We start from the raw sequence: 26611 nt of genomic DNA on the forward strand, positions 1-26611 counted from the left end.
CTGTTCGATTTACCAAAAAGAGTCGTCTTCGCGAGCGCTGACCGTTGCGACGCAGTGCTGGGCCATCCGGCGAATCAGATCTTCCGGCACTTCCTCTTCGTAGGGAACTTGCAGGTAATTCTTGGTGGTGCGGTACTTCTTCAGCTCTTTGCGAAAATGCTCAAGCGTCGCGGCGGTTGGCGCGAAAGTGCAGTGCGATTTGAAGGCGGCGAAGGCGAACAGAAACCGCGGCTCGACGAAGAAAGGCGTGTTCCACTTGATCGCCTCTTCGGCGTCCGGGGCGACGCTTTTGAGGATTGCGTAGATCTGCTTTAAATGCGGCTGTCCTACATCAGGCGCCGCACGGATATACTCAGCGATCGTGGTTGGTTTCTTGCCCTTCATGCGTGATTACGCCGACTACGTCTTCCGCAGCTTCACCGCAGTCCCATAAGCCAACACTTCGGTTGACCCTTGCATGAATTCGGTCGCGTCGTAACGCATGCCGATCACCGCATCGGCCCCGGCCTGGTTGGCATGTTGCAGCATCAGCTGAAACGCGTGCCCGCGGGCTTCTTCGCAGACGGCGACATATTCCGGAATATTCCCGCCGCCAATCGAACGCAACCCGCCAATCAGCCCGCGACCGATCCCGGTCGACCGGACGACGATGCCGCGGACGATTCCCAGGTACTCAGAGATTTCATGGCCGGCGACTTCGTTGCCTGTGGTGACGATCATCGGTGGGCTTCCTGTTGGGGCGAAAGAAACGTGAGACGTTTTCAAGGAATTCGGTCAGAAGCAACCAGCCTATTTCATTTCGCCCGCGTCGGGAACAAACTTCTCCGCAATATTGCCACAGAACCGTAGTTCAAACGTATTCCGCCGCGATCCTTCCATCGCAAACAGCACGCCGATCTCCGGATGCTTTTCGCAATACTCGGCCGTGCGATCAGGCCCCATTACAAAGCAGGCAGTCGACAGGGCGTCGGACATCGTTGCGGTTGGCGCGACGATTGTCGTTGACAAGACGCCTTCGGCGGGCCGGCCGGTGCGCGGATCGAGCACGTGCCCATAGCGACGACCACCTTCGACGAACGTTTGATGGGCGGCGCCGGAGGTTCCGAGCGCTTCGTCATTCAGCACCACTTCGCCGATCCGCTTGCCTGGCAAGTAGGGATGGGGAACGCCGATCCGCCAGCCGACGGCGCCATCGCCGCGCAGACGCGATCCGCGGGCCAAGACGCTGCTCGTTCCGCCGTGGAAAAGAAAGTTGGTAATTCCTTTGTCGATCAAAAAGTCGGCGACCCGATCGAGCGCGTAGCCTTTGCCGATCCCGCCGAGATTGATTTCCATCTCCGGCTTCTCGAAGAAGACCGAATGATCGTCAGCGTTGAGGGTCAGGTATTGGCTGCCGACTTTCGCGAGCGCCTCGGCAAGTTCTTCTTCGCTCGGGACGCGTCCTTTGCGCTGGTAGAAGCCCCAGATCTTGGCGAGCGGTCCGGCGGTGACGTCGAAGGCGCCGTCGGTCTCGGCGTAGATTTCTTTGGCTTGCAGCAGCAGATGGAAGAAGCCCTCTTCGATTGCGATCGGCGCGTAGTCGGCGGCGGCGTTCAGCTTGGTCGCTTCGCTGTCGGTGCGATAGATCGAGAGCTGCTGTTCGTACTCGTCGATCATGTCGAGCCCGGCGACCGCCCCTTCGGCGGCGAGCCGATGTTGCCCCGCGTTCAGGAAGATCGCGAAGGTGCAGGCCATCGCCTCGCGGCTCACTTCGATCAGGTAGCTCGACTGCGGCTCTTCCGGTTCGCTCGCAGTCGGCACAGCCGCGGTTGGGCCATCCGCCGATTCCGGTTTCGCTCCTTCGTCCGCGGGGCGAGCTGCCGGTTTTAGCGATGAAGGGGGAGGAAGGGGCTGCGCCGTAATGTCATGCAGCGCGTCGACGGCCGATTTTCCCCGTAAAAAGTCGCGTCGGTTCGATTTACGAGCACTCATCTGGGCCGTTTTAGGTTCGATTGCTTGCCGAAAACTGTTTCGTCGTCGATACTTCGATTATAGCGCTCCTCGCAGGCGACGTATGCCTGCCCCCCAGCGAAAAGGATTCTTCTCGTCATGCGAACTTCCCGTTTCCTCGCTTTAACGCTTACGATCGCCGCCATCGCCACGGCCAGCGCCCAGCAGCCGGAGCGACGAGCGAAGTTGCCGGACAACTACGACAGCACCGGCGCGTCGTTCGTCTTTTCGCGGGATGTGTTCGGCGAATTGCTCAGCGGACCGCGCCCGGCGTCCCTCAGCCAGAAAGCGACGGCTCCGGCCATGGTCGCCAGCGGTGGAGGTGGAATGTCAGGCGGCGGTGGTATGTCGGCGGCTCCGGCCGGCGGCGCGTCGACCGGGGGAAGCGGCGATTGGAGCTTTATCACGGCGGAAGTGATTCAGGATGAAGTGAAAGCGCTGAACCTGGAACTGGCGCCGATCGCGATGAACATCCGCGAATTCAAAGGGGGCGGTTACGCCGTTTGCCGGCGCAACTTTACCGAACTCGCGATGCTGTTTGAGATCATCAACAAGAAGTCGGAAGACGTCCGCTGGAAAGAATCGTCGCTCGCGGCTCGCGACGCTTTCTGGAAAACGGCCGACGTTTGCAAGGTCGGGACCGATCAGTCGTTCGCTTCGGTCAAAGACCGGGCGCTGATCCTGGACGACATGGTTCGCGGCAGTACTCCCAAATTCAATGAAGACGGCAATCCCGATGCGACCTGGGAAACGATCGCCGATCGTCCGCCGCTGATGCAGCGGCTCGAAGCTGGCTTTGATAAGAAGCTGAAGCAGTGGGTCGCCAGCGAAGCGGAGTTCCGCAGCAACAAAGCGGAGATCCTGCACGAAGCCCAAATCATCGCCGCCATCGGCAAATCGATGAAGCAGGAGGGATTCGACTATGCGGACGACGACGACTACGTCGGTTTCTGCGATCAGATGCACAACGCCGCGCTTGACATCATCAAAGCGGCCGAAAGCGGCGATGCGAACCTGGCTCGCGAAGCCGGCGGACGGCTCAACGCCTCTTGTTCCGATTGCCACGGCAACTATCGCTAGTTGTTCGCCGGTTTTCCCAAGCGGGGAAGCTGGATGATCTCGTCCTCTCCCCCGCCATCGACCGCCGCAACGACGACCCGCGTCGGTTCGATCCGAATCTGATACGGCGCGCCGGTCAACACGTTGATCGGCGGCGCCGGCACAGGTTCTTCTCCTAACGCTAGCCCAAGCGCCAAGTTCCACGCGGTCGATAGAGCCTGATCACGCGCTGCGATCCGCTGCTGCTTGTCGACGTCGACCAACAACCAGCGAGCGGCGACAGTTGGATAGTCGTTCGTTCCTTCGAGCGCCGCCAACTGCGAGTGAAGTTGCGACAGCAACTCCGCACGTTGGTAGAAGGGGAGACGGCAGCCTTCGATGAGTGCCCGCATCTGTTTGAGGTAGACCACTTCGTCGCTATTCAAATTACGTGCGACGGCGCGGGTGAGCGCTTCGAGTTCGTTCTCCGCCTTCAATTGCTGGTATTCGTCGCGAGGGACAGTTGAGAGGAATTGCCCGTCGCGAATCAGTTCGTATTGATGCAGCCCGCAGGCACGGTCGGCGATCCACGCATCGGCGTCATTGGGCCACGCGGCGACATGGCTGGCGAGCGTCTTCGCGATGGTTGAAAGTTCGTCGCGGGTCACATTGGGCTGCTGAGCCAAGGCGGCGATCGCCGGAAAGGCCTCGGCGCGAAGTTCGGCCGCGGTTCGGCGTGCGTACACAAGATTGACCTGGCCCAAACGCGACGCCAACTCCAGGGCGAAGGCGATATGAATGGATGCGGCGTCCAGGTCTTGATCGGCCAGAGCGACGGCGGCCGAGAGAATCTCGAGCCTGGCGGCGGCTCGGGTGCATTCGACGAAGTGGACGTCGGCCATATAGCCTTCGGTCGGCTGCCAGAAGTATTTCCATTGTGGCATTTGCAGCGCGGCCCGTCCGCGGTCAACCTTCTCGCGATGGCGGACGACATAGGCGTGGATTTTTTCGAGCGTCAGCGGCGCGAACTGAAATTCTTTGTTCGGCAGCCAGGCGTTGGTGCTGTCGATGATCTGATCAGCGAGCGGGCCGGGATAGATCTTCATCAGCGCCGCGACGCCGTTGTTGGGCGGATCTTGATCGGCGGCGAGTTCTTCTTCCAGTCCGAGCGGAGACTTCCCTTCGTCGACGATCGGGCTGACCAACTGCGACAGCTCTGGATGATTCACTTGCCGGGTCAGCGTCAGCCGTCCGTAGTCAGACGGCTTGTTCGGATCGTGCACGATCTTGCGTTCGCCGCAGCCGATCACCAGCAATGCGGCGAAGCCGAAAAGCACGAGTTGCAAGTTGCGGACGAACATCGATCAGTAGCGCGCCAACCGTGGATGAGGCGAACGAGGGGGGACTGATCGCAGATCGTAGCAAAAGGGGCTTATAAAAGCTCGACCAATTCGGCGAGGCCCGCTTCGGCCAGTTCGGGGCCGGTGACGAACTTGCCGGGATGAGTCCAGCGGTTAATCAGCTTTTCGTCGACGCCAAACAACTGTGCTAGCAGTACGTCCATTTCTTCGTGCAGGAACTTGTAGTGGCGGACCCATTCGCGGGCTTCGGCCAGCGGGATGTTCTCTTCGCTTTGCCACTTCATGGGGTGGAACAGCAGGACGCTCCACCGGGTGACGAAGCGGCGACGGCAAGCGGCGAAGGGCCAGATCGCGGCGGAGGAACATTCGCCGATGACGATCCCGGTCGCATCGAGCCGCCGCAGTTTGATCAGTGAAACAAGGGCCGACGCAGCGTAGGAGCTCCCCCCGGGCGAATCAAAATAGAGGGTGCATTCTCCACCTTCCGGCACGGCGAGGAGCTTCTCGTACAGGTCGACCATGTCCTCGCCCAGCTCGCCGGAGATCGCGATTTCGTACTTTTCGGGCTCTTGGTCGTCGTCTTCGTGGTCGTTCACGCGGCGTTCTCGCTAGAAAGTGGGAAAAACGGAGAGTTCAGGCGAAAATCTCCGTGGCAACTCGGCGGCAGATCGCTTTCGCCCGGGAAATCGGCTCCGGGGGAGGCGAATCGCCCATCTGGCATTGTATGATAAAGAGACGTCTCGTCGCGGACGCGATGAGGATGAGACCAGCCGAAAATTTCCTTCCCCCTGACCCTACGAGAGGTATTCCGTGCGACGCAATCAAATTCTGGCCGCTGTGGCCGCCGCACTTTTCCTGGGAACCATGTCGTTTGCCGCCGAACCGACCAAGCTCGAACTGTCGGATGGCAAAATGTCGCTGGTCGCGCCGGAAAGCTGGAAAAAGGTAGAGCCGAAGGTGCGGATTATTGACTATGAATTCTCGGCGCCGGCCGCCGAAGAAGGGGGCGAAGCGGGTCGCATCACGATCATGGGAGCGGGCGGCAGCATTGAAGCGAACGTTGATCGCTGGGTCGGACAATTCGCCGGCGCCGTCAAACAGCCGATGAAAGAAGAGAAAATCGCGGGTCAGACGGTTTATATCGTCGACATCTCGGGCGACTTCCGCGATCAACGCGGGCCGTTCGCCCAAGCCGAGATCAAGAAGGACTACCGCATGTTGGGGGCGATTATCAAGAGCGAGAAAGCCGGCCAATATTTCATTAAGTTTACCGGCCCCAAGGCGACGGTCGAACACAATGAAAAGGCGTTTAAATCGATGGTTGATAGCCTCGAAGTGAAGTAACGCGGCGTCAATTACGCAACGAGAAACAAGCGGGCGAGAAATCGCCCGCTTTTTTATTGCGCCGTAGATGAATGCGTTTTCACCTCGCGATTATCCGCGGCCCTCCTTTTGCTTAGCCGAGAGCTATATTAGCTTGGTCAATTCTAGCGGACCGGGCAGATTGTAAGCACTTTGACGACGGTAGCGATCGTAACGGCAGTTTCGATCGTCCGAAAATCGGTGAGGCGAATCGATGAAGGTTGAACAGTTTCTCGAGCACCACGGCATCCACGCGAATCCGTTTGCGGTCGAAGACGCGCAAACCGACACGGTGTTCAAGACCGGCTGCATCGACAGCACCTATCACCCGGCCTGGCAAAAGGTGTACGGCGATCCCCGCGATCCTTCGACGTCGATCGTCTTCGGCGAAAAGGGCGCTGGCAAAACGGCGATGCGTCTGCAGATCGTCGAGCATGTCGCCAAACATAATGAAGACCATGCCGACCAACGCATCTATATCATCGAATACGATGACTTTAATCCCTACCTCGATCGTTTCCGCGATCGAATGTTCGGCCGCAATCGCTATCCCGAAAAAGCGCTGAAGCAGTGGAAACTGTGGGATCACATGGACTCGATCCTGTCGATCGGCGTGACGCAGCTGATTGATCAGATGCTGCAAACTCGCAATGCGAAGCCGTCGGCCTGCAAGATTGAGCCGGGGGACGCGAGCAAACTCGATCGCGGTCAGGCCCGTGATCTGCTGCTGTTGGCCGCTTGTTACGATCAATCGACCGCCGAAACGTTCAAAGAACGTTGGTCGCATCTCCGCAGCAAGTTGCGGTTCTGGAATCCGCGAGCCTGGTGGCAATTTGGGGTAGGCGCCGCCGTTTCCGTGGCGACGATCGCCCTGCTGATCGCGATGCTTTCGCGCGGCAGCGAAGCTTCGCAGCCCCCCTGGTGGTTATACCTGGTGATGCTGGTTGCCGGCTGGGCCCCGTGGCTTTGGAAAGCGTTTCGCTCGACCTGGAAGGGTTGGGGGATCGTGAAGCATGTCCGGACCGGCAATCGCGAGACTTTCTCGCTCAGCCGGCTGCTGATGAACTTCACCCTGCCCGAACTGTCGTCTCAGCCGCTGCCGACTCACGACCGGACCGACGACCGGTATGAGATGCTCGACAAGTTCTTTGGGGTCCTCCGTTCCCTGGGCTGCACCGGGATTGTGGTGATCGTTGACCGGGTCGACGAGCCGCATCTGATCAACGGTTCGCCGGAACTGATGCGTCTGCTTCTCTGGCCGATGCTGGATAACAAGTTCCTGAAACAGCCGGGGATCGGCTTTAAGTTGCTGCTGCCGATCGAGTTAACGCAATTCGTCGATCGGGAGACGAAGGAGTTCTACCAGCGAGCCCGGCTCGACAAGCAGAACATGATCCCGTCGCTGCAGTGGTCGAGCGAAGCTCTGCAGGACGTGGCGAACGCTCGTCTGGCGGCCGTGGCCGACAAAAACCCGGCTCCGACCCTGCGGGATTTGATCGACTCGTCGGTTTCGGACCAGCGGCTGCTCGAGGCGCTCCGCTCTTTGCGGGTGCCGCGGCACTTGTTCAAGTTCCTGTACCGGCTGATGGTCGCCCATGCGAACGCCTACACCGATCAGGCGCCGCAATGGCAAGTCTCTAGCCATACGTTCGATTCGACGCTAGCAGTCTATCAACGCGAGCAAGACGCGTTCGATCGCGGTCTGGGCGCGGGCTAAGTCGCCGCTTGTCGATCGCATGGCGGCGATTGACATTGACTCGATTCGGCAGCTTTGCAAGATTTGCGCCTGCGAAGCGCAGCTTCGTCCGGCGATGCGCGTTTTCCAAGGAAGGAAAGAATCATGCTCTATCAACGTTGCGCCCTACTGCTGTCGGCAGCCATGCTGCTGGTCGGCTGCAATAACCAAAACAACCCTTCAGTGTCGGAAAATACCGGGGAAAACGTCGAAGTCGCCCCCGTTCAAGATCCGCTGGCGATCGCCTCGATCGATCCGAAAACGGCGGTCGAATCGTTTCTCGCGGCGCTTCGCGACGGCGACAAAGAACTGACTTCCAAGTTGCTGACGCAGAAGGCGCGTCAGGAAACTCGCAAACACAACTTGGCGATTGATCCGGTTGGCGCTTCCGGCGCAAAGTTTGAAGTGGGCGAGACGATCTACATCACTTCCGAGAAGCGAGGCGCTCACGTCGAAAGCCATTGGTTTGACGTCGACCCGCAAGGGAAAGCGGTTTCCTACGATATTGTCTGGATCATGCGTCGTGAAACTGGCGGATGGCGCGTCGCCGGCATGGCGACCGAACTGTTCGCTGGCGAACCGCCGCTGGTGTTGCCGTTTGAGAATCCGGCCGAGATGTTTGAGGCCCAGAAACTGGCGGAACGAGAAATTCTTCGCCGAGGGGGGACCGGTTCCTCCGAAGTAATGCCGGCAAGTCACACCGCCAGACCCGGAGAAGGCTCCGGAAGTCAGTACTTTCAGCGATAGCAATTTCGGGGGGGTGAGGCGAGAATTCGCCGCGCCAATCGGGAATTTACGGTGCTAGCAGACACAAGCCCTCGACTTCGAGGGCTTTTTTCGTGCGCCGATAACGGTCAAAACGGATGTAACCTGCAAATCTTCATGATCTTACGTGGGTGACTTAATTTTACTAAATTCCGGTTTGGCTGGTTGACTTCGCTTTTGGAGTTGATAATTTAACGGCCTATGCTGCGTAGTGCATGCGACCTGCGTATTCGGCAAACTTTATCACAGGATGTTCGCTGAATAAGCAGTCGGTAGAGCTGGGGTCGATTACCCATGTCCTCGCAGAGGACGCGACCTACGGCTCTTGCGTTGTGGCGTGAAGGTTCCCCCCTTACGCTTCAAGTACTGTAGAGTTTCTTGGAGGATTCTGACATGAATCGCATTTTTGGACTTGGCATCGCGATTTTCTTCGCGATCGTCGGAATTTCCTTGGTCGGTGGAGAGCGTGAGGCGACCGCCGCCCTGGGTTGCAATGGTTGCAGCGAAGCTCCGGCTTGCTGTGGCGTCAAAGATTGCTGTGGTCTGTTCGGCCTGAAGTGCCGTCCGAAGTGCCACTGCGGTGGCCTGTTCTCGCACCACAAAAAGTGCTGCGGTCTGTTCGGCCTGAAGTGCAAGTGCAGCTGCTCGGCTCCGAGCTGCTGTGAACCGGAACCGACCTGCTGCGAACCGGAACCGACCTGCTGCGCCCCGGAACCGAGCTGCGCCGCTCCGGAAGCTGCTCCGGCTGAAGCCAGCCCGAGCGACGAAGCTCCGGCCCCGCCGGCCGAAGCCAGCATCCGCATGCCGGTTCGCGTCCATACCGTCAGCTTCCGCCGCTAGTCGACGGAGGGGAATGCACACGGCGGTCGCCCTGTGACGGCCGCCCGCATGACCTGACGATGGGTACAAAGATCGGGCTTCCAACTTGGAAGCCCGATTTTTTTATGCGCTTACCCAATTTAACGCGTGCTAGCTTTGATTAGACTAGAAGTCGCTACATTTTCGCGTGCCTTCCTAGATTGTCTAATATGTCCGCACCCCAACAGACGACCGCCGATCCACAACCGCTTTCGAGCAATGTGCGATCGATTCTTTCGCTGGCGTTGATTCCCTACCTTTTTGGACTTTGGGTCCTCCTGAGCTGCCCGCTCGGAAATGAGTACATGTCGGGGCTGCACAAGCGGCTGGGCGGTCTCTATCAGGCGACGATGGGGGAAACGCTTGGCATCAGCGTGACGGGGTCCCCTTACTTCGTTCATAGCGGCGAGCCGTTTAGCGAAGACCATCTGCTGGAACTGGAACTGACCGAAGGCCCCGGCGCCGGCGAAACGATCGTTTTCAACAACGCGTTCGTCCATGGCTCGCAAGCGCAGCAGCGCGTTGGCACTCTAGCCACCTTCATGGCGGTGCAGGCCAGCATCGGCGAAGACGGCATTCCAGCTCAGTTCGCCAAGTCGCTTTCCGCTCACGCGTTTCATGACAGCGGCGCGAAGCGCGGCGTCTTTCGTCTCCGTCGCCACTTGTTCCAGCCGATGGACCTGGGCGTTGGCGCGGCGACCGATCCGAACGCTCCGAGCTATTTTGAAAAGGTGTATGAAGCCGACGTCTGGTTGGATCGAGACGGACAAGTGCAAGTGTTGAAACGGGATTCGATCGAGCACGTCGCGCCTGCTGTGGAGAGCCAAAAGTGATCGCCGCTATTCAAGAATATTTCGCCGACCTGGCTCGCTGCACGACCGCAGCGTGGACCTACTTTTGGTTTCGCGCGTCGGACGCCAAGACCCTCAGCATCCTCCGCATCGCTTTGGCGTGCGTCGCGCTGTTGTACATTCTCGGCTACACGAGCGACCTGACCTTCTGGTTCGCCGCCGACGGCGTGATGCCGGTCGCGCGCGTTTATGAAATCACCGGGATTACCGATCCCGAGTACGGCGCCGCCTACTGGTCGCTGCTTTACTACTTCCAGGATCCGACCGATTTGTGGATCCTGCACGCGGTTACCATCGTCACGCTGCTGGCGCTGGCCGCGGGCTTCTTTTCGCGCGTCACCGCGGTCATGGCGTTTGTGTTGGTGTTGTCGTACGCCCAACGTTCGCCGATTGTGCTGAGCGGGCTGATCGAACCGCTCCTTTGCCCGCTGATGCTCTATCTGTGCTTGGGACCGTGCGGAGCCCATTATTCGATTGACGCGATTTGGCGTCGTCGCGCCGGCAAACCGGCGATCGGCAAGACGTACGCCGCGAACATTGCGACCCGCCTGACGCAGGTTCATCTGTCGATGTTCTTCGTGATGATGGCGCTCAGCAAACTGGGTGCGAGCTACGTCTGGTGGAACGGCGCCGCGATGTGGAACGTGTTGGCCCGGCCTGAATCGCCGCTGGTCGACTTCAAGTTCCTGCGCAGCAGCCCTCTTTTGGTCTACGCGTGGACGCACGCGATGGTGCTGTTCGAGCTGGCCTATCCGGTGGCGATCTGGGTTCGTCCGTTGCGTCCGCTGATGATCGCAGTTTCCATCCCGATTTGGATCCTGTACGCTTTAGCAAGCGGCAATTGGTTGTTCGCTCTGTTGATGCTGGTGATGAACCTGGCGTTTTTCACTCCGCTCGAGGTGAAGCCGAAATCGGAAGTCGTGGAAACCAACGGCAAAGCCGAAGCCGCCGCCGATCGCATTCCCGCCCACGTCTAACGTTCGCTAGACGTCCAGCTCACATCCAACAGGTAGGAGACCTCCCTGTGCACGAGACCACGCTCAATCGTCGTCAATGGATTGCGGCTTCCGGCGCTTTGGCCGCCGCCGCTTGGAGCGCCCCGAAATTGGCCATGGCCGCCGAGCCGATCGCCAATCGGACTTCGCCCCATTTCAAGCTCAGCCTGGCCGCCTACAGCTATCGCAAGCTGTTGCAAGGGAATAAGCCGGAACTGACGCTGGCCGACTTCATCAACGATTGCGCGAAGATGCAGCTCGACGGAACCGAGCTCACCTCGTACTACTTCCCGCCGAACGTGACGACCGAGCAACTGCTGGCGCTTAAGCATCAAGCGTTCCTCCTCGGGCTCAGCGTCAGCGGCACCGCGGTCGGTAACGACTTTGGTCATCCTGCCGGCGAAGAACGGGAGAAGCAGATCGCCGGCGTCAAAACCTGGATCGACAACGCCGCGGTGCTCACCGCGCCGGTGATTCGCATTTTCGCCGGTCACGACAAAAAGGGAGTCGCCGCCGACGAGTCGCATCGCCTGATGGTCGAAGGGATGCAGGAAGTTTGCGACTACGCCGGTACGAAGGGAGTTTTCCTCGCGCTCGAAAATCACGGTGGGCCGACGTCGACCGCCGAAGGTTTGCTGAAGTTGGTCAAAGACGTCGATAGCCCCTGGTTCGGCGTCAATCTTGATACCGGTAACTTCCACAGCGACGACATCTACGGCGAACTGGCGCAAGTCGCTCCGTACGCGCTGAACGTGCAGGTGAAAGTGGTCGTCTCGGGGCCTGACAAGAAAAAGGTTCCGACCGACTTCGCTCGCATCGCGAAGATCTTGCGCGACGCGAACTATCGCGGCTTCGTCGTGCTGGAGTACGAAGAAGAGGCCGATCCGCGGGAAGAGTGCCCGAAGTATATTGAGACGCTTCGCGAAGCGCTTGCGTAAGAAGTTGTAGGGCAGGCCGTGACTGCCGCTCTTCTTGCGGGCGTTCGCATTTCGGCAGGCACGGCCTGCCCTACGTTGTTAGCGGCCGAGCATCTTCTGCATCTCGGCCCAGCTACGCGTGTTCGCGACGTCGGCTTTGGTCAGTCCGCCGCGTCGCGCTTGGAGAATGCCGTACCGCGCCTGCAACAAACCTTCGGTCCGGTGGGCGTCGGTGTTGATCACGATCGGAATGCCGCGCTGTTTGGCGGCGGCGCAGTAGACGTCGTTCAGGTCGAGACGTTTCGGCGCCGCGTTCAGCTCGAGGAATTTCTTATTGGCGATCGCCGCCTGAAAGACTTCTTCCAGATCGACTTCGTACGGCGGGCGATTGTTAATCAAGCGTCCGGTCGGATGGGCGATCATGCAGACGTACCGGTTTTCTAACGCGCCGATGATTCGATCGGTGATCTGCCGCTTCGGTTGGTTCTGGCCATAGTGAACGCTACCGATGACCCAGTCGGCTTGGGCCAGCACTTCGTCCGGCAGATCCATTCCGCCCTGTTCGAGGATGTCGCACTCGATTCCCTTGAGGACCAGGAAGTCGTCATCGATCGTCTTGCGAAACTCATCGATCATCTTCCATTGCTCGAGGAGCCGCTCACTGTCGAGACCGTTCGCCATCGACACACGCTGCGAGTGGTCGGTGATCGCGATGTATTTCAGCCCTTTGGCCCGCGCCGCGGCGACCATCTCTTCCAACGAGTTGGCGCCGTCGCTCGCATGGGTGTGCATGTGCAGGTCTCCCTGCAAGTCGCTTTCGACGATCAGCTCCGGAAGTTTACCTGACTCGGCCCAGCGAAACTCTTCCCGGTCTTCCCGCATCTCGGGCGGAAACCAAGGAAGATCGAGCGCTGCGTAGACGTCCGCTTCTTCGGCGCCGACGACGTACGTTTCGTCTCCGTTTTCTTCGACCCGGAAGACGCCCCACTCATTCACCTTCAGCCCTTTTTGCTTCGCGATGCTGCGAACGCGGACGTTGTGCTCCTTGGAGCCGGTGAAGTACTGCAGGGCGGCGCCGAACGACTCGGCCGGAACGACGCGCAGATCGACTTGCAGACCAGTCTCCAACCGAACTGACATCTTCGTATCGCCGCGAGCGATCGTCTCTTCGACCAGCGGAAACTCGGCGAAACGGTCCATCACCTCTTGGGAATCGGTCGAGACGCTTAAGAGGTCAATGTCGCCGATCGTCTCTTTGCCGCGACGATAACTGCCGGCCGGTTCGATCCGTTCGATGCTTTTGCAGGTCTTGAGATGCGCGAGAAGATCTTGCACCACCAGGTCCGCTTTCGACCAGTAGGTTCGCTCATCGGCTGCGGCGGCGATCTTGATCCCTTTCAAGATCGTCTCTTCGGTCTTGGCGCCGAAACCTTTCAGCTCTTTCACCCGATGCTCGACGCAGGCCTGCTTGAGTTGATCGAGATCATTGATCCCGAGCTCTTTGTGGAGCACCGCCGCTTTCTTCGGGCCGAGTCCCGGGATGCGCAAGATCGCCAGCACCGTCGCGGGGATTTTTTTGAGAATGTCTTCCAACGCCGGCAGGTGGCCGGTGTTGACCATCACGACGATCTTCTTCGCCAAGTCGTCGCCGATTCCATCGAGCTCAGTCAGATCGCGTCCCTGATCGACCATCGTCGACAGCGGATCTCCCAAGTCGTGAATCGTGCGGGCCGCGTTGCGATAAGCGCGGACGCGGAAGGAGTTCGCTCCGTCGAATTCCAAAAGGTCGGCGAGCGTTTCAAAGCGGTTGGCGATTTGTTCGTTGGTCATTCTCTCGGTTCCTGCGCGCAAGCGGCGATTCTGGGTCAGCCTAGCGGACGCGGCGGGAGATGATCAACACCCCGGAAAGAAATGACGAAGGACGAATTCGAAATAGAAAACGGGGCGGACAAGCGTCGCGCCCCGTTGGGGGAGTTTTACGTTGTTCGCAAAAACTAGCGGCCGATTTGATGCCAGCTGCTTTTCTTCGCCGGGATCGAAACGGTCGGCGTTTCGTAGCTCACTTCACGAGCGACCGGCTTGGCGACTTCGTCCCACGCGATCGGCACGATCTTGGCCGTCGGGATCAGGGCCGATTTGTCGTTCGGGTTGAGCAGAGCCGGAGCCTGTTCGTACGAATCGGTGCGAGTCGGGAAGTAGTCCGGATCCGGAATCGGCTTGATCAGCGGATTGAGTTGCGGACGAGCGAGCGTCGTCGGCGGCGTTTGATTGGCCGGGGCCGACGAAGGAGCGTACGGCGTGAAGGCCGAACCAAGCGACTGCGGAGCAGTCGGTGTGGTCGTACCCGGCGTCACGCTCGGGCTCAAACGCATCATCGAGCTCGAATCAGTCGACGGCGTCGTCGCCGAGGGGGAAGTCGCCGGCGAAGGTTGCGGCGACGGCTTGATGATCGTGGCGCCAGGAGTCGGGCTGAGGACCGAGTTTCCTTCCGGAGCGACTCGCAGCGCGTTCTGGCTATCGTAGTTCGGCTGCGTCATCGTGCCGGGGCTGAGCGACGGCGGTTGATCGGCCGGCGAGCCACCCTGATACGGAGCGCTTTGCCCTTGGTACGGGGCGACTTCATATTGCGTGCTCGGCATCGGCTGCGACATTCCTTGCGGATAGGCGCCCGGCGGATTGACCATCGAGCTGACGCCGCCACCTTGAGCCGGAACCCATTGACCTTGGGTGCTGGGCATCGACTGAATCGGAGCGGAGAACTGCGCCGGAGCGCCGCCGCAGCTGTTGCACGAACCGACGACCGCCGGAGGAGCAGCTTGCATCGCCGGGGCCGCTTGCATGTAGCCGACGGTCGCACAGCTGTTGACTTGCGTCTGGACGTTTTGGATCACCGGCTTGTAGGTGGTGAATGGAACGCGTTCCGTCTCCCAGCGATAGGTCGTGCAACCGTTATAAGCCAGGGTCGGCACGTTGCTGCCAGGCAAGTAGACGGTGGTCGGCTGATAGACGGTGACCGGGACCGGCTTGTAGGTGGTCGTATATTGCGTTTCCGGAATGTAGCGGACCGACGTCTGATTTTGGAAAACCGGCGCGCAGGTCATCGGCGCCGGAGGTTGAACGTAGTTCACCTGGTACGGCTGCGGCGTGGGGCACGCGGCCGGCGCATAGTTGGTCGTGACGACCGGTTGCGCCGGTGCTTGATTGCCATGCAGCCAATCGGTGAGCCAGCAGCCCGCATGGGCGGCGTCGCCGATCGACATCAGCAAAATCAGGGCCAGGATAGGGGTTCGCGACATCAGAATGCCTTTTCTTTCGCACACTATTTTTTGTCGCAGATCCGTCGCGTTTGCTTGGGGCAGGTCCATGCCGCCATGGATCGCCCAAAAAACGATCCTAGGAAAGGTAGATCAGAAACATAAGCCAGAACAGGAATTGCAGCCCGAATTCCCCAGAAAATCGCCTCTTTCAGGGCGGTGGCGCCGTACAGAAAACGGGCGCCGCTTGGCGAGTTTTCGCCACGTGCGGAAACTTTAGCGGTTGTGAAAAATCAGCGGAGACTTTTTGCGTCGTCGTCCCCGCTTGAGCGCAATTCTCGTCGCGACTCGTACAAGTGATACAACTGGAATAACGTCTCCCGCAGGTCGGCGCCATGTTGTCGACAAGTCGCGCGGGCATCCTCCGCGGTGACCAGCAGCTCGACGTCACGCTGTAACATCTCGGTAAGCTGGATCGCCATCTCTTCCGAAGGCTCCGTCTGGAAGACGATCGGCAACCCGATCTCGGTATGCGTCGTCACCAGTAGTCGAGAGCCTGCAAAAGCGCATCGCGCCAAGAACCACCGTCGCTTTAGCCAACTGAGTTGTTCAAACCCGTCCACTACCAAGATTTCGTCTTTACCGGGCAGTCGGATCGTGCCGGTTGATTGGCCGTCGCTATGGAGGGTGACGCGCTGTTCGGTTAGGCCGTGATCACGCCAGAGGGGAGAGAGGGTGTCGAGCAGCGTCGACTTGCCTGATCCATGGGGACCGAGAATTGCGCCGCGCCAATTGGCGTGGCGGAGTCGCTCGATGATCTGCTCGGCCGATTGATCTTTTGAGAATTGAAAGGGGATCGCTCCCGGACGAACCTGTCGACTGGCGAAAGGGTTCGTGCTAACCACGCGACGCTCCCGATCCGTTTTCGGCTGGCATGTCGGAGTTGCGGCCGCCGGAAGGAGTCAGTTCAAACTCCAGCTCTTCGACCAGGTCCCGTCCCTTACCGACAAAGACGCGGACTCGCACGACCCAGTGGATTTTGACGATCTTGCCGTTATACGACAGAGGACTCCGGGGCAGCCGCGTTTTTAACGATTGCAGTCGCGTCAGATCGCCGTCGGCGTCTTCGCCGGGAAGGAGCCGGACGAATTCGTGCGCCGACATATCTTCTTCGCCGGTCCCTTCGGTATGCCAGAGGACCGACGCTTCGATCGCCGTGATGTTGGCGGCCGGGAGATTGCTGATTTCAAACCGCGCAACGAGCTCATCGTCGGCCGCGTATTGTCGCGACGGCCGATCTAGCGAGATCGAGATGTGCGGTTCGTCAGTCATGTTTCTTATTGGACCGGCGGATAAACGACGATCGGAAAACTCCGCAGTTGTCGACCGGCGCCTTTGGCGTCGAGATCGACCAGCAGCTTCCAGTGGACCGCGTTGTGACTCGATTTGAACGAGTGCATTGCGGAGAGCGGAATCTGAAAGTGGAGCATTTCTTCAAACGGGGCGCCAGGACGAATCACCAGCCCGCGGAAGTTCGCCACTTCGGCGTCATAGACCTTTGCCGTTTCGGTGCGGACGTCAGTGCCATGCAGGAAGGTCGCTTCTTCTTCGCAGACCAGCGTGACCCGCATCTTTTTGACGTGCATCCGCCCCGCTTGCGAGAGGTGAAGATTGTAATCGCGCCCTGGCAGCAGGGGGTGATTGGAGATTTCGATATAGGTCGGACCGACGCGGGTATGCAGCGCGATCTGACGCAGGAAGTGATAAATCGACCAAACGCCGACCGCGATTGCTCCGATGGTCAGCAAGATGAGGAGCCAATTGAATTCGCGGCGTTCCAAATCGGCGAGCACGCCGAGCGCGAAGACCGCCGTCATGCCGCTCCAGATCAAGCTGAACAGCAGCGTCGCAAACAACCACCAGGCAGGCGAAACTTCGATCGGCAGCCGATAGGCCAAGCGAACGCCGGGGCTGTTGGTCAGATTGTCGGCGCTCGGAATGTTGGGATAGGCGGACGGGGGCAACAGGTCGCCGATCAGTTCGATCTTCTGCGCACTTTTGGCAAGGGCCGATCGTCGTTCGGCCGAAGCGCCGAAGAGGAGCAGCGTGTAGAACATACCGATTGCCCCAATCGCCGCAAACGAGGCGAAGACGAGCAGGATGCTCCAAAGGGCGAAGTTGGTTGAACGTCGCAGAATGACGGTCGACGGATCGTACGACGCGTACCAGCAAGGATATTCCCAACCGGGGCGGAAGCCGTCGACGATTTGTTCGGCCGCTTCTCGGTCAGAGTACCAGGTCGGATTGCGGCGATAGGTCCAGCCGTAGTAGTCCTCGGTCTTGGTGTGGACATGAACCAGGATCCGGGGCTGATAGCGGACGGCGCCGCCGTCGAGCTGTTTCTCGCCGAGGGCGGTCTCCATCACGACGCATTTACCGGCCGTGTAGGTCGCTTCCGGAAACAGATAGGTTGCGACGACCGATTCGAACGCAATCGACGCCACCACTGCGACCAGGCCGATTGACCCGAGAAACAGTAGCGAAGCGAAAAACATCGCCTCACCCACGCTTCCGAGTAATGGAGAGCCTGTGCGACGTTTTCCTCGTTTTTTCTCCCACAGTCGGGGCCAGCGGGCCATGCGCGAGTCGATCCTCGAAGATTAGCAGCAAGTTGAATGCTGGGTGGAGTCGTTCCGGTACGCTAAAATATAGTCCGACTGACCCCTTCGCCACAGGACGCCGCGCTGATGATCTGGCTACGAAACGCGCTATTTTTCCTTACGATCCCCCTAATCGCCGCCGTCAGTCGTGCTGACGAGTGGCCGCAGATCTTGGGTCCGACCCGAAATGGCGTCGCCGCCGGCGAGAAACTGGCTGACAAATGGCCGGAAGAAGGTCCGCCGCTCGCCTGGAAAAAGTCGGTCGGCGCCGGATATGCCGGCCCGGTGATCGCCCAAGGCCAAGTGATTCTGTTCCATCGGATCGGCAATCTGGAAGTGGTCGAATCGCTCGATCTGCAAACCGGCGAAAAAAATTGGAGCACCAGTTTCGACGCGACCTATCAAGGCTCGATCGTGCGTGACAATGGTCCGCGCTGCACGCCGCTGGTGGCAGGGGATGCGATTATTTTGCTCGGCGCCGCGGGAAACTTGTACTGCGTTGATTTCGCTACCGGAAAACGACGCTGGGATGTCGATCTGGTCGAGAAGTATGGCGCCCAGGATGGTTATTTCGGGTTTGGCAGTACTCCGATCGCGATCGACGGCAATGTGCTGGTGAATGTCGGTGGCCGCGGCGATGCGGGGATTGTCGCCTTCGATCGACAGACGGGGAAAGAGAAATGGAAAGCGACCAACTTCGCCGCGAGTTACGCCGCTCCGTCGTCGGTCACGATCGGCGCGAAGACTTGGGCGATCTTCGTGACGCGGCTCGACGCTTGTCTGATCGATCCTGAAACGGGACGAATCGGCTTTCAGTTTCCCTTCGGCATGCGGGGGCCAACCGTCAATGGCGCGACTTCGATCGTGTGGGGCGATCACTTGTTTGTGACCTCCAGTTACGGCGTTGGGGCAAAGCTGGTCAAGTTTACCGATCACGACTCGAAGGTTTTGTGGGCGAACGACAATTCGATGTCGAGCCAATACAACACGCCGATTTATCTGAATGGCGCGCTGTATGGAATCAATGGGCGCGAAGATGTCGGCACGGCGTCGCTCACATGCATCGATGCGATGACTGGAAAAGTTCACTGGACGCGCGAAGGATTTGGAACGGCCCACCTGATTCTGGCGGACGACAAATTGATCGCCATCGCGAACAACGGCGCCGTCTATTTACTGAAGCCAGATCCGAAGCAGTATCAACAACTGTCCGGCTTCCAAGGATTCAGCGACGTGCCGCGCGCGGTTCCGGCGCTCGCCGACGGCTTGTTGGTTGCACGGGACACGTCCGATTCAGGACGCGGGCAATTGAAGTGCTTTCGCGTCGGCAAGAAATAAAAGGGCCCGCAGTCGAGAACGGTCGACCGCGGGCAATGTACGCTTCCCTGAATGGAATGATCGCTCCTCGCGCGGGCAAGTCGTTAGACTGCCATCGGCTGACGGGCTTTGCGGTAAAAACCGATGCTTTCCAGCGATGCGTAGACTTCTTCCAGCGTCTTCTCACCGAAGTTCGAGATGCTGAGGAGGTCTGCACGCGTGCAGTTGAGGAGGTCTCGAACGGTGAAAATGCCACGTTCTTCGAGACAATTCGTCGTGCGAACCGTGAGGCCGATTTCCGCGGTGCTCATTTCGAGCTTGGACATCAAGCTTTCTGATTCTTGAGCAGCAGCATTCAGAGGAATTCGCGTCATGGGTTCCCTCCCAGGCAATAGAGTGGAGAATGGTTGCGGTTCTTCCCTGGAACCGCCAATCGGGGCATTCGTTGGGGGCGACTGCGGCGCCACGTCCTTCGAACTTGAGTTAATATACTCGGCGCGCCCGTTTTGCACAGGACTTTACAAAATATTTAACGGAACAACATTCGTAGTGCTAGCACTTGTTGGCTATCTCGCTCCTCCTTTCAGCATGTAACGGATGACAGCAGACCCTCATCAATCGCTTACCGATCCGCAGCGCGAAGCGGTGCTGCATGTCGAAGGACCGCTGCTTGTTTTGGCAGGTCCCGGCAGCGGTAAGACACGAGTAATTACGCATCGAATCGCACATTTGTTGTCCGAAGGAGTGCGCGCTTCGCAGATCGCTGCGCTCACCTTTACCAACAAGGCGGCGGACGAAATGCGGACTCGCTTGGACCGTCTAGCGCCCGGTGAACATGTCTGGATCGGGACCTTCCACCGATTTTGTGCGCGCCTCTTGCGGCAATACGCCGAATACCGCGGACTGCAGCCGAACTACACGATCTACGACGCGAGCGACTCTTTATCGCTTTTGAAGCGAACGATTCGCGAGACCGATGTTCAGCTGACGCATGCCACTCCCGAGCAGGTCGCATCCGCCATTAGCTGGGCCAAGAATCATTTGATCACGGCCGATCGCTACACCGGCGGCGTTAATGCGACCGGTTCGATCGTCGAACGGGTCTATCCCAAGTACCAGGCCGCGCTGCAACAAGCGAACGCCGTCGATTTCGACGATTTGTTGATGCACGTCACGCTGCTGCTGAAAGAGAACGAAGAGCTGCGGGCCACGCTCGACGATCGGTTCCGCTATATCCTGGTCGACGAGTATCAAGACACCAACTTGCCGCAGTACGCGATCGTTCGTGCGCTATCGATCAATCATCCCAATCTGGGCGTCACTGGCGATCCCGACCAATCGATTTACGGGTGGCGCGGCGCCAACCTGAAGAATATCTTGGAGTTCGAAAGCGACTTCCCCGATGTGAAAGTGGTGCGGCTCGAACAGAACTATCGCAGCACGCCGAACATCCTTGCGGTCGCCGACGCGCTGATCGCGAACAACAAGCAGCGGAAGAAGAAGTCGCTCTTTACCGATAACCCGGCCGGCAAGCCGGTCCGCTTGATCCAGTACTCGACTCATAAGGAAGAAGCGCAAGCGATCGCCGCGCGGATCGCCGCCAACGTCGCCCAGGGCAAACGACGTCCCCGCGACTACGCCATCTTCTATCGGATCAACGCCCTGTCGCGCACGTTTGAAGATGCGCTGCGACAACAGGGGGTGCCGTACAAGATTGTGAGCGGAGTCGAGTTCTATCACCGGAAAGAAATCAAGGACCTGCTCGCTTACGCGCTGCTAATGAACAACCCCCGCGACGACGTGGCGTTTGAACGGATCGTCAACGTCCCACGTCGCGCGATCGGCAAGGCGACGCTGCTGAAGCTGCGCGTCCATGCGGCGATGGAAGGGCTGTCGATGCTCGAAGCGGCGCGAGAGGCCGGCATGGTCGAAGGAATCGCCAGCCGAGGCGCCGTCGCGCTGGCGAAGTTCGTCGCACTGTTCGATCGACTTTCGACCAAGATCAACGATCCAGTCGAAGAGATCTTGGGCTTCATCCTTTCTGAAACCGACTTCAAGAAGCAGTACGAAGATTCGGACAACGTCGAAGATCAGAGCCGCTTGGAGAATATCGAAGAACTTCTCTCGTCGGCCCGCGAGTACGACGCCGAACATCCGCATGACGGGACGCTCGAGCACTACCTGGAAGAAAAGACGTTGGTCAACGAGACCGACGACTTTGACGCCGAGCTTGATCGCGTCACGCTGATGACGTTGCACGCGGCGAAAGGGCTGGAGTTTCCGGTCGTCCATATCGTCGCCATCGAACAAGGACTGCTGCCGCACGAACGCTCGCGCGAGAATCCGGAGCAGCTGGAAGAAGAGCGGCGGCTGTTGTTTGTGGGGATCACCCGGGCGGAGGAAGAGCTCGATATCAGCCTGGCCCGGTATCGCGACTTCCGCGGGAAACGGAACCTGACGATCCCGAGCCCGTTTTTGATGGAATTGCCGCGGGAAGAGATGGAGGTAACGGAAGAACAAACCGCCTTTGCCCCCGATTATTCGTACGAAGAGAGCTATTTTCCCGAATTTCCCATATCGGGTGAAAGGCCACTCGATCTGCCAAGACCTGTGCCGCCGCTCGGGATTACAAATATACGCACGGCCGCTGATCTGTTGGGAGATCGGGGCGACGACGCGAAACCGCGGGTCGAACCGAACGCCTTCGTACAGGGAATGGTCGTCACCCACGACGAGTACGGACTTGGCAAGATCATCGCTCTAAGCGGCGAAGGATCGAAACGGACTGCAACGGTTCGGTTTGCCAGTGGAGCAGGGGAGAAGAAGTTCCGGCTCGCCTACAGTCCGCTCCGACCCGCCAATACCAACCGGCCGTAATCGGGCCGCGTAGTCACCAAGAGAAGCTCGTGAAATACGAAAAGATCGCCCAGCTGAAATCGGTAGAACAATTCCGCGAACGTTTGGAGACGCTCGGAATCTCGCTGCCGTGCGACGATGAGATTTTGACGGCCGAAGCGGGATCTCCGCTCGCCGAACCGCTCGCCTGGGGATCGCTGACGGCCGGCAATCGCTGGACGATTCATCCGATGGAAGGTTGGGACGCCAATCATGATGGATCGCCTACCGAGCTGACGATTCGCCGTTGGCACAACTTTGGGCTCTCTGGCGCGAAGATGATCTGGGGTGGCGAAGCGGCGGCGGTGCAACCGGACGGTCGCGCCAATCCGCGGCAGACGATGGCGATCGACAGTAACCTCGACGGCCTTGCGCAGCTTCGCGGCGCCGCGCTCATGGCGCATCAAGAGGCGTTCGGAAAAGTCGACGATCTGATCATTGGATTGCAGCTGACGCACTCCGGACGTTTTTGTCGTCCGCTGCCGGATCAAAAACTCCGTCCGCGAATCGCCTACCATCATCCGCTGCTCGACGCCAAGTTTCAGATCAATCCGAGCGACGACTCGGTCGTCTGGACTGACGAAGAGATCGAAGGCTTGATCGACAGCTATGTCAACGCGGCGCGACTGGCGCGCGAAGTCGGCTACCAGTTTGTCGACGTGAAAGCGTGTCACGGCTACTTGTTACACGAGTTCCTGGGGGCTCGCTTGCGTGAAGGAAAGTTCGGCGGCGACTTCGAGGGACGGACGCGGTTGCTGAAGACGGTCATTCAGCGGATCAAGACCGAGCTGCCAGGAATCGAAGTTGGCGTTCGTTTGAGTGCGTTCGACTTCGTTCCGTATCAGCAAGGGGATGCGGTCGGCGAGCCGATGGACTTCTCCGGCTGTTTGCCTTACCAGTGCGGCTTTGGCTCTAGTCCCGATAATCCGCTCGAGATTGATCTGACCGAACCGGTTCGTTTGATTCGCGAGCTGGGAGAAATGGGGGTCATCGGCGTCAACATCAGCTGCGGCAGCCCTTATTACAACCCGCATATTCAGCGGCCGGCGATCTTTCCGCCGAGCGACGGTTATCAGCCGCCGGAAGATCCGCTGATCGGCGTCGCCCGGATGATCGACGTCGCGCGGAAGTGCAAAGCGGCGGCGCCGAACGTCACGATGGTGGCGACCGGCTTCACCTATCTGCAAGACTATCTGCCGCATGTCGCCCAAGCGGTGGTCCGCGAAGGTTGGATCGACAGCGTCGGTCTGGGCCGCATGGTTCTTTCATGCCCGGAACTGCCGGCCGCGACGTTACTGCACGGCGAAATGCAGCGTAAGAAAGTTTGTCGCACCTTCAGCGACTGCACCACCGCGCCGCGCAACGGCATGGTCTCAGGCTGTTATCCGCTCGATCCGTTCTACAAAGATCGAGATGAAGCGAAGAAGATGCGCGACATCAAGAAGGCGCAAGTGCCGACCGGCGCCTAGCGATTCGCCCAAACGTGCGGCCGACTACTCGTCGGCCTTTTTCGTTTCTTGCCAGTCGCGGAGCTCGAAGCAGGCCATCTCTTCGCCGTTTCGCAGGAAGAGCTTGCCGTCGGCGACGACCGGATGATTCCAGGTCTTGTTGGCGAAGACGCGGAACTTGGTAATCTCTTCGTGTCCTTCCGGAGTCGCTTGGACCAGGGCGAGTTCGCCATCTTCGCTGACGACGATCAAGACTTTGGCGTCTTCGACCAGTAACGTCTGGCCGTGACCATAGCGGCCTCCCTTCCAGATGCGATCGCCGGTGGCGACGTCGATGCAGGTGAAGATCCGATCGTCAAAGCCGTAGAAGTGGCCGTCGAGCTGCACGAAGTCGTTGAAGTAGGGCTTCAGGTTGCGGGAGGTCCATTCTTCGGTCGCTGACCAAGCTTCGGCGGCATGCTTGATGTCGAGCTTCCGCGTTCCCATGCCGAGTCCCGTGCCGACATAAACCGAATCGGCGACGATTTGCGGCTGAACCACGCGATTACCGGGCTCGATGTCCCACTCGTTTTCCCAGAGGATTTTTCCGTCGGCCGGCGCGATTCCTTGCACGCCCCAGTCGGAGATCATGATCACCTGATCGACCCCACCTAACTTCGCCAGGTGGGGCGAGCAATAGCTATGCTTTCCTTTTCCTGCGGTCCATTTCAAATCGCCGGTCTCCGCGTCGTACGCGACGACCGATTTGTCGGCCTTGGATTGATCGCCGGCGAATGCGATTACGAGGTTGCCGACGACCAACGGCGAGCCGGAGAAGCCCCATTCCGGCGTTTTCGCGTTGAGATCCTCGACCAAATCGCGTTGCCATACTTCGGCGCCGTCGGCGGCGTTGATGCAGGAGACGTAGCCCGAGCCTCCTTGCGTGAAGAGTTTGCCATTGTGAAAGGTGGGGGTGGCTCGCGGACCAGGTCCCGCCAGCGGTTCCTCGAAACGCGTTTCGATGGCGTATTGCCAGACCGGCTCGCCGGTTGATGCGTCGTAGCAGGTGACCAGTTCTTCTTCGCCACGTTGTTCTTGAGTGACGATCTGTTGGCCGATCACGCAAAACGACGACCAGCCGGGACCGACGCTGCGGCGCCAAAGTTCCTTCGGCGGTTCTTTGTCCCAATCGGTGGCGAAGGTGACGCCGCGCACGACGCCATCACGCTGCGGACCACGGAAGCCAGGCCAGAACGAAGTTGCGGCGGTGAGCGACTCGGCGTCGGGCGCCGCCTGCGTTTGCGAAGTTTCTTTCTGGTTGGCCAGCAGCGTCTCCTCGGTTGTAGGGCTCCAGCGCGGTGCAAAGTCGGCGGTAATCGTGCCGCGAACCCCTTCCATGCGGAGACAAAGCACGAGCACGGTCGTCGTCACCATCACGGCGACGAGCGCCGCCCGCTGGACCGACCAACCAAGCGGGATCGCCAACAGGGCGACTGCTCCGCAGGCGACAACCGTCCAGGGAAAGATCACCACGCCCAGGACCATCGCGTTCATTGACGAGTGAGAAAGGAAGATCGCCGTCAGGATCAGCGCCGTCACCAAGGCGATCGCGCCCAGGCGTTCCTTCCAGGGGATCTGCGAGAATGCGACCAACCACAGCCCGGTTAGCCCCATTCCGATGAGCGCACCCCACATCAGCGACATAAAATGGAACAAGGTGCTGGGAGCGATTTGGCCTGGAATCGTGATAGCCGCCAACAGCAGCGCGGCAATGACGATCAGCGGCCAGATTCTCGGCTGGGGGACCGTCGCCGCCGGAGGAGTGGACGGATCCTGGTTTTCAGGTCGATTTGTCGAGATATCGCTCATTTTGACGCTCCTGATATCGCCGCGTTGGGTTGAATTCGCTATCGATAGGTTTGCGAAACGCAGCTAAGCGGAAATTTATAGACCGGTACACAATTTGTCAATCAAGCGGCTGTCAAGATTTCGAGAAGCGATTTGAATTCAGAAGAAGTAGCGGAAAAAATCGGGCGATTTGGGAAGGCGTTTTCCCAGTGGCTGGAAGTTGAAATGGCCGCCGCCGGAACGACGGCGTCGCGGGCTCGACTCCTTTACGCCCTGAAATGCGGCGGCACCAGCAAGATGAGCGATCTGAGCAATCGGCTGCAGGTCACGCCCCGCAATATCACCAAGCTGGTTGACGCACTGGAAAGCGAAGGGCTGGTCGAGCGCAATCCGCATCCCGAGGACCGCCGCGCTACGCTGATTTCGCTGACCGATCGCGGCATGCTGACGGTCAAAGAAACGATTCTGAAGAACGACGTGGTGTTGCAATTGTTTGAAGAATTGCCGGACGCCGATCGGGTCGAACTGGGGCGAATTCTTGAGCAACTATTGGGCGGACTGTCGCGACGCGGGTTCTCGGCGTAGGCGTCGCATGGTTCGTCTGGCGCGATAATTCTTTCGCACTCACAATACTACCTTCCCATTAATATGGCATTAATGGGGGCATGTGCGCGTTTGCGCGGTATTTCTCGCCAAAGGTTGACACGAACTCTTTCGTGCACGAAAGTAATGCAAGCCCTACTACGATGTATCTGGAAGCTTGCATGGGAGTTCATGACCCATTGGAAGAGCAGATCGCGTTCGCTTTACGGCGGATTATGCGGTCGATTGATCTCGAGTCGCGACAGCTGTTGCACGAGATCGGGCTCACCTTCCCGCAACTCGCCGCGCTTCAGGCGATTGGCCGCTTACAGCCGACCACGGTCGGTAAGGTCGCTAGTTCCATTCATCTTGGTCACGCCACGCTGACCGGCATTCTGGACCGCTTGGAAAAGCGCGGTCTGGTGGTTCGCGAACGTAGCGAAAATGACCGTCGCCACATTAGCGTTCGTCTGACCGAGTCGGGTCAGACATTGCTCGATAAGGCGCCTCCACTGTTGCATCGTCCGTTTCAGCGCCAACTCGATCGGTTGGAAGTTTGGGAGCGGATGCAGGTCGCCGCGACGCTGGAACGCGTCGCCTCGATGATGGAGAACTCGGGCGGCTGGTCGGCCAATGTGGTTGATCCGCAATCAGTCGACGGGGCGGTCGACGACAGATACGCAAGCGAAATCGACTCGGCACGCCGCTTGCAAAGTAAAGACGGACTTCGTCCAGGGAGGCGATCCGATCCTTGACC

General features: G+C 59.2%; 25 protein-coding genes. 13 read left to right on the plus strand and 12 right to left on the minus strand.

The annotated features are described in order from the left end of the window. Positions 1 to 9: 9 nt before the first annotated feature. The 3 genes from LOC68_RS05050 to LOC68_RS05060 form a co-directional block, all read right to left on the minus strand. Positions 10 to 384, minus strand: a complete 375-nt coding sequence (locus tag LOC68_RS05050; protein WP_230216399.1) for an iron chaperone — start codon at positions 382 to 384, stop codon at positions 10 to 12. Positions 385 to 399: 15 nt separating this feature from the next. Beyond that, positions 400 to 720 carry a YbjQ family protein gene (locus LOC68_RS05055; RefSeq protein WP_230216401.1) on the minus strand — a complete coding sequence of 107 codons (321 nt, stop codon included), beginning with the start codon at positions 718 to 720 and terminating at the stop codon, positions 400 to 402. 69 nt (positions 721 to 789) lie between these two features. Further along, the gene (locus LOC68_RS05060) at positions 790 to 1971 is read right to left on the minus strand and encodes an FAD:protein FMN transferase (protein WP_230216403.1); all 1182 of its coding nucleotides are present in this window, start codon (positions 1969 to 1971) and stop codon (positions 790 to 792) included. 117 nt (positions 1972 to 2088) lie between these two features. Between LOC68_RS05060 and LOC68_RS05065 the strand changes: the two genes are divergently transcribed. Then, on the plus strand, positions 2089 to 3069 hold the full coding sequence (locus tag LOC68_RS05065; protein ID WP_230216405.1) for a cytochrome c: 981 nt from the start codon (positions 2089 to 2091) through the stop codon (positions 3067 to 3069). Here the strand turns inward: LOC68_RS05065 and LOC68_RS05070 are convergent. Next, positions 3066 to 4388 (minus strand): hypothetical protein, encoded by a 1323-nt coding sequence (locus LOC68_RS05070; protein WP_230216407.1) that lies wholly within the window; start codon positions 4386 to 4388, stop codon positions 3066 to 3068. The genes LOC68_RS05065 and LOC68_RS05070 overlap by 4 nt on opposite strands. A gap of 71 nt (positions 4389 to 4459) precedes the next feature. Then, a complete protein-coding gene (locus LOC68_RS05075; RefSeq protein WP_230216409.1) occupies positions 4460 to 4984 on the minus strand; it encodes an ATP-dependent Clp protease proteolytic subunit in 525 nt (174 codons plus the stop codon). Between the two features lie 214 nt (positions 4985 to 5198). On the opposite strand from LOC68_RS05075, the gene LOC68_RS05080 reads away from it, so the two are divergent. The 7 genes from LOC68_RS05080 to LOC68_RS05110 all read left to right on the plus strand — a co-directional run bounded on the left by LOC68_RS05080 (position 5199) and on the right by LOC68_RS05110 (position 11892). Then, positions 5199 to 5732 (plus strand): hypothetical protein, encoded by a 534-nt coding sequence (locus LOC68_RS05080; protein ID WP_230216411.1) that lies wholly within the window; start codon positions 5199 to 5201, stop codon positions 5730 to 5732. Positions 5733 to 5964: 232 nt separating this feature from the next. After that, on the plus strand, positions 5965 to 7467 hold the full coding sequence (locus tag LOC68_RS05085; RefSeq protein ID WP_230216413.1) for a hypothetical protein: 1503 nt from the start codon (positions 5965 to 5967) through the stop codon (positions 7465 to 7467). A gap of 123 nt (positions 7468 to 7590) precedes the next feature. Then, the gene (locus LOC68_RS05090) at positions 7591 to 8232 is read left to right on the plus strand and encodes a hypothetical protein (RefSeq protein WP_230216414.1); all 642 of its coding nucleotides are present in this window, start codon (positions 7591 to 7593) and stop codon (positions 8230 to 8232) included. A gap of 411 nt (positions 8233 to 8643) precedes the next feature. Further along, positions 8644 to 9090, plus strand: coding sequence for a hypothetical protein (locus tag LOC68_RS05095; RefSeq protein WP_230216416.1), 447 nt, complete (start codon positions 8644 to 8646; stop codon positions 9088 to 9090). Between the two features lie 188 nt (positions 9091 to 9278). Continuing rightward, positions 9279 to 9941: a hypothetical protein gene (locus LOC68_RS05100; protein ID WP_230216418.1), complete on the plus strand. Its 663-nt coding sequence runs from the start codon at positions 9279 to 9281 to the stop codon at positions 9939 to 9941. Beyond that, the gene (locus LOC68_RS05105; RefSeq protein WP_230216420.1) at positions 9938 to 10936 is read left to right on the plus strand and encodes a hypothetical protein; all 999 of its coding nucleotides are present in this window, start codon (positions 9938 to 9940) and stop codon (positions 10934 to 10936) included. Before LOC68_RS05100 ends, LOC68_RS05105 begins: the two co-directional genes overlap by 4 nt. A 47-nt stretch (positions 10937 to 10983) precedes the next feature. Beyond that, on the plus strand, positions 10984 to 11892 hold the full coding sequence (locus LOC68_RS05110) for a sugar phosphate isomerase/epimerase family protein (protein WP_230216422.1): 909 nt from the start codon (positions 10984 to 10986) through the stop codon (positions 11890 to 11892). Between the two features lie 78 nt (positions 11893 to 11970). Here the strand turns inward: LOC68_RS05110 and polX are convergent, their stop codons facing one another. From polX to LOC68_RS05135, 5 genes are all read right to left on the minus strand, one after another. Further along, positions 11971 to 13701 carry a DNA polymerase/3'-5' exonuclease PolX gene (gene polX, locus LOC68_RS05115; RefSeq protein ID WP_230216424.1) on the minus strand — a complete coding sequence of 577 codons (1731 nt, stop codon included), beginning with the start codon at positions 13699 to 13701 and terminating at the stop codon, positions 11971 to 11973. Between the two features lie 164 nt (positions 13702 to 13865). After that, a complete protein-coding gene (locus LOC68_RS05120) occupies positions 13866 to 15167 on the minus strand; it encodes a hypothetical protein (RefSeq protein ID WP_230216426.1) in 1302 nt (433 codons plus the stop codon). A 251-nt stretch (positions 15168 to 15418) separates the two neighbouring features. Further along, complete coding sequence (locus LOC68_RS05125; protein ID WP_230216428.1) at positions 15419 to 16030, minus strand: hypothetical protein; 612 nt, start codon at positions 16028 to 16030, stop codon at positions 15419 to 15421. Then, on the minus strand, positions 16023 to 16457 hold the full coding sequence (locus LOC68_RS05130) for a hypothetical protein (protein ID WP_230216430.1): 435 nt from the start codon (positions 16455 to 16457) through the stop codon (positions 16023 to 16025). The genes LOC68_RS05125 and LOC68_RS05130 overlap by 8 nt, the downstream gene beginning before the upstream one ends. Positions 16458 to 16462: 5 nt before the next feature. Next, positions 16463 to 17764 (minus strand): hypothetical protein, encoded by a 1302-nt coding sequence (locus LOC68_RS05135; RefSeq protein WP_230216432.1) that lies wholly within the window; start codon positions 17762 to 17764, stop codon positions 16463 to 16465. Between the two features lie 108 nt (positions 17765 to 17872). Here LOC68_RS05135 and LOC68_RS05140 point away from each other — a divergent pair, with 108 nt between their 5' ends. Further along, entirely contained in the window at positions 17873 to 19123 is a 1251-nt protein-coding gene (locus LOC68_RS05140; RefSeq protein WP_230216434.1) for an outer membrane protein assembly factor BamB family protein, read from the plus strand. An 83-nt stretch (positions 19124 to 19206) separates the two neighbouring features. Here LOC68_RS05140 and LOC68_RS05145 read toward each other — a convergent pair whose 3' ends face one another. Then, on the minus strand, positions 19207 to 19476 hold the full coding sequence (locus tag LOC68_RS05145; protein ID WP_255671127.1) for a DNA-directed RNA polymerase subunit alpha C-terminal domain-containing protein: 270 nt from the start codon (positions 19474 to 19476) through the stop codon (positions 19207 to 19209). A gap of 223 nt (positions 19477 to 19699) precedes the next feature. On the opposite strand from LOC68_RS05145, the gene LOC68_RS05150 reads away from it, so the two are divergent. Both LOC68_RS05150 and LOC68_RS05155 read left to right on the plus strand, forming a co-directional pair. Further along, complete coding sequence (locus LOC68_RS05150) at positions 19700 to 21979, plus strand: ATP-dependent helicase (protein WP_230216438.1); 2280 nt, start codon at positions 19700 to 19702, stop codon at positions 21977 to 21979. Positions 21980 to 22008: 29 nt separating this feature from the next. Next, the gene (locus LOC68_RS05155) at positions 22009 to 23466 is read left to right on the plus strand and encodes an oxidoreductase (protein ID WP_230216440.1); all 1458 of its coding nucleotides are present in this window, start codon (positions 22009 to 22011) and stop codon (positions 23464 to 23466) included. 24 nt (positions 23467 to 23490) lie between these two features. On the opposite strand, the gene LOC68_RS05160 is transcribed toward LOC68_RS05155, so the two are convergent. Continuing rightward, on the minus strand, positions 23491 to 25293 hold the full coding sequence (locus LOC68_RS05160; RefSeq protein ID WP_230216442.1) for an outer membrane protein assembly factor BamB family protein: 1803 nt from the start codon (positions 25291 to 25293) through the stop codon (positions 23491 to 23493). Between the two features lie 132 nt (positions 25294 to 25425). On the opposite strand from LOC68_RS05160, the gene LOC68_RS05165 reads away from it, so the two are divergent. After that, the gene (locus LOC68_RS05165; protein WP_230216444.1) at positions 25426 to 25857 is read left to right on the plus strand and encodes a MarR family winged helix-turn-helix transcriptional regulator; all 432 of its coding nucleotides are present in this window, start codon (positions 25426 to 25428) and stop codon (positions 25855 to 25857) included. A gap of 179 nt (positions 25858 to 26036) precedes the next feature. Then, positions 26037 to 26609: a MarR family winged helix-turn-helix transcriptional regulator gene (locus LOC68_RS05170; RefSeq protein WP_230216446.1), complete on the plus strand. Its 573-nt coding sequence runs from the start codon at positions 26037 to 26039 to the stop codon at positions 26607 to 26609. The last annotated feature ends 2 nt before the right edge of the window (positions 26610 to 26611 follow it).

The sequence above is a fragment of the Blastopirellula sediminis genome (assembly GCF_020966755.1).
Taxonomy (GTDB): Bacteria; Planctomycetota; Planctomycetia; order Pirellulales; family Pirellulaceae; genus Blastopirellula; species Blastopirellula sediminis.